Origin of the sequence: Ligilactobacillus equi DSM 15833 = JCM 10991, assembly GCF_000615765.1 — a bacterium.
Classification (GTDB): Bacteria; Bacillota; Bacilli; order Lactobacillales; family Lactobacillaceae; genus Ligilactobacillus; species Ligilactobacillus equi.
In genome coordinates this window covers 1-3597 of sequence record NZ_BAMI01000095.1, presented here as the reverse complement: position 1 = coordinate 3597, position 3597 = coordinate 1, and the positions used below count along the sequence as shown (strand labels likewise).

General features: G+C 44.8%; 3 protein-coding genes and 1 pseudogene. All 4 read right to left on the bottom strand.

Annotated features, from left to right (window positions below; all coding sequences use genetic code 11):
- Positions 1-248 precede the first annotated feature (248 nt).
- Positions 249-1799, bottom strand: a complete 1551-nt coding sequence (locus JCM10991_RS11365) for an Ig-like domain-containing protein (protein WP_025021555.1) — start codon at positions 1797-1799, stop codon at positions 249-251.
- Positions 1775-2254 (bottom strand): Ig-like domain-containing protein, encoded by a 480-nt coding sequence (locus JCM10991_RS11360; protein ID WP_025021554.1) that lies wholly within the window; start codon positions 2252-2254, stop codon positions 1775-1777. The genes JCM10991_RS11365 and JCM10991_RS11360 overlap by 25 nt, the downstream gene beginning before the upstream one ends.
- A pseudogene (locus tag JCM10991_RS16520) lies at positions 2230-2547 on the bottom strand (hypothetical protein); the annotation flags it as partial. The gene JCM10991_RS11360 and the pseudogene JCM10991_RS16520, both read right to left, overlap by 25 nt.
- The coding region (locus tag JCM10991_RS15455) for an Ig-like domain-containing protein (protein WP_035188980.1) at positions 2511-3597 on the bottom strand (1087 nt) is incomplete at its 5' end. The pseudogene JCM10991_RS16520 and the gene JCM10991_RS15455, both read right to left, overlap by 37 nt.

Here is a 3597-nt window from a genome sequence, read left to right as displayed (position 1 = left end):
GACGCTTATTTACCATGGTCTGATGAAGTTCAGGCAAAATGTAAAGCACACTCGCCGGTCGACGACGATATGCAGCTTGAAAATAAAGAAGCGATGGTGAAATCCTAACTAAGTGGATTTCTTCCATCGCTTCTTTTTACGTCCTGTTATGGTGTGCTTACAGTAAGAATACAAAAAACCTCCCAAGAATTTCTCTTGGGAGGTTCAACTGGTTTAATTACCAGTATAATTATTAGACTTACTAAAAATTAGTCTTCCTTGCGCTTCTTAGTAGCACCCAATAAACCAAATGCTCCAAGAATTGCAGCTAATCCAACCATACCTGTGGCAGCTTTTTCTTCACCCGTTTGTGGGAGTTGCTTTTGACCATTTTCAGCACTTGTTGCCTTCTTATTGTCATTAGCTTGAACGTTAGTTGTCGTATCAGTAACATCCTTAGCACCGGCAAGGGCCTTCATTGCTTCAAGGATTGCTTGTTGAGCAGCATCAACTTCCGCTTGGCTCACAGTAGTATCTGCTAGCACAGCTTGACCATTTGTTAATGCCTTGTTCAAGTCATCCTTAGCTGCTTGAGACGCATTTGCGTAAGCAGCTGTTGCTTGGAAGTCTCGGCCTGCATCAACCGCTGTTTGTAAGCCTGACTTATCAATCTTAGGTGCCACTACAGAAGTTGAGTTTGCTTTCTTACCTGCTTCTTGAGCGGTAACTGCTAATTCTTGACCTGCTGTTTGTGGTGTCGTTAAGACAACTACGAAGTTACCATTTGCATCAGCAACGGCCGTTCCTAGAACGTTACCATTCTTATCAGCCACTGTCACAGTTGCACCTGGTGTAGCTTCACCTGTTACTTGACTACCATTTTCAGAAACCTTCACATTAGCTGGGGCAGCACTTGATTGGTTTGCCTTGTCTTGAATTGCTTTCATTGCACTACGGATAGCTTGTTCCGCAGCGTCAACTTCCGCTTGGCTAGCTGCAGCATCAACCATCACAGCTTGGCCATTCATCAAGACCTTAGCCAACGTATCCTTATCTGCCTGAGCAGCATTAGCGTAAACATCCGTTGTTTGGAATTGCTTAGCTTCATCAATTGCAGCTTGTAAGTTAGCCTTGTCAACGTTTGGCGCAACTGCTGCTGCAGAAGCAGCGTCTTTACCTGTTTCTTGAGCAGTAACGACTAATTCTTCACCATTAGTTTGTGGTTTTTCAGCAAAAGTAACAGTAAAGTTACCATCTTCATCGACAATTGCTGTACCAAGCTTGTTACCAGCCTTATCTGTTACGGTTACAGTCGCACCTGGCTTAGCCTTACCTGTTAAGCTTGTACCATTAGCGGAAACTTTCACACCAGATGGCGCTTCACTCTTACCAGTAGTATTTGCAATTGCTTCTTCGATAGCCTTTTGGGCTTGATCAACTTCTGCTTGACTAGCTGAAGCATCTGCGTCAACCTTCTTACCGTTGTCAAGAGCCTTTTCTAAAGCAGAAATATCGTCTTGAACCTTGTTTGCATGTTCAGTACCGTTCTTAATTGCGCTTTGCAAGCCGGACTTGTCAACCTTAGGTGCTACGGCTGTAGTTGTCGCTGGTTGCTTATCAGCTTCCTTAGCGGAAACAGCTAATTTTTCACCATTCGTTTGTGGCGTTGATAACTTAACTTCAAAGTTACCATCCTTGTCAGCAGTAGCTTTACCAAGAACGTTGCCATCCTTGTCGGCTACTACAACTTCTGCACCTGGAGCGGCTTTACCTGTTACGGTTGTACCATTGTCAGCTACTTCAACGCCAGATGGAGCCACACTCTTACCGTTAATACGGTTAAGGGCATCTTCGATAGCTTCTTAGCATTGTTTACTTCAACTTGAGTTGCAGCTGGGTTAGCTGTTACTTGCTTACCTGCTTCAAGTGCCTTATCTAAGGCGTCCTTATCAGCTTGGTTTGCTTGAGCATAGTTGTCACCTTGCGTTGCTTCCTTACCGTCAGCGATTGCTTGGTTTAAGCCAGACTTGTCAACCTTAGGTGCTACGGCTGTAGTTGTCGCTGGTTGCTTATCAGCTTCCTTAGCGGAAACGGCTAATTTTTCACCATTCGTTTGTGGCGTTGATAATTCAACTGCGAAGTTGCCATCCTTGTCAGCAGTAGCTTTACCAAGAACGTTGCCATCCTTGTCGGCTACTACGACTTCTGCACCTGGAGCGGCTTTACCTGTTACGGTTGTACCATTGTCAGCTACTTCAACACCAGATGGAGCCACACTCTTACCGTTAATACGGTTAAGGGCATCTTCGATAGCTTCTTAGCATCATCAACTTCTTTTTGAGTTGCAGAAGCTTTTTCATTTACGTCATTACCGTTATCTAAAGCTTCTTCTAAGTTAGCAATGTCATCTTTAGAAGTATTAGCAACTTCATTGCCATCCTTAATTGCGCTTTGTAAGCCGGACTTGTCAACCTTAGGTGCTACGGCTGTAGTTGCAGCTGGATCTTTACCTTCTTCCTTAGCGGAAACAGCTAATTTTTCACCATTCGTTTGTGGCGTTGATAACTTAACTTCAAAGTTACCATCCTTGTCAGCAGTAGCTTTTCCAAGAACGTTGCCATCTTGTCGGCTACTACGACTTCGGCACCTGGAGCGGCTTTACCTGTTACGGTTGTACCATTGTCAGATACCTTAACATCAGATGGAGCCACACTCTTACCGTTAATACGGTTAAGAGCATCTTCGATATCTTGTTGTGCCTTATCAACGTCAGCTTGGGTTGAAGCAGGGTTGTCGCGTACATCTTTACCCTTTTGAAGTGCTTTATCAAGTGCATCTTTTTCAGCTTGTGTAGCATCTTGAACAGCATCACCCTTTTCAATTGAAGTTTCGAGTGCTGACTTGTCAACCTTAGGTGTTTCTACTGGAGTAGCGGCACTAACTTGCTTACCTGGTTCTTTGGCTGTTACGGCCAAGTCACCTGATACATCGCCTGATACTGGCACTGTGAAGTTACCATTTTCATCAGCTTTAGCTGTACCTACAACGTTACCGTTTTGGTCTTTAACTTCCACTGTTGAGCCTGGCGTTGCCTTACCTGTTACGTTAGTTCCGTTGGCATCCTTCACAGCTTGAACATTCGTTGGTTGAGCGCTAGTTTGGTTAGCTTTGTCCTTGATGTTCTTCATTGCGTCATCAATTTTCTTCTTCGCTGCGTCCACATTGGCTTGGCTTGCGGATGGATCATTGTCCACTGCTTTACCGGCTTCAAGGGCCTTATCTAAGGCTTCCTTGTCCGCTGGGTCTACAGGAACTTTCGTTCCATCATCGGTAGTTACGTTACCGTCTTCGGATAACTTGTCACCTGCTGTGATTGAGTCTTCTAAACCGGTCTTGTCTACTGCTTTTACAGCTTCGCTTGCCTTCCTACCTGGTTCTTGCGCTGTTACGTGCAAGTCACCTGATACATCGCCTGATACTGGCACTGTAAAGTTACCATCTTTATCAGCTTCAGCTGTGCCTAAAACGTTACCGTCTTGGTCTTTAACTTCCACTGTTGAGCCTGGCGTTGCCTTACCTGTAACTGCTGTACCTTGGGCATCCTTCACAGATTGAACG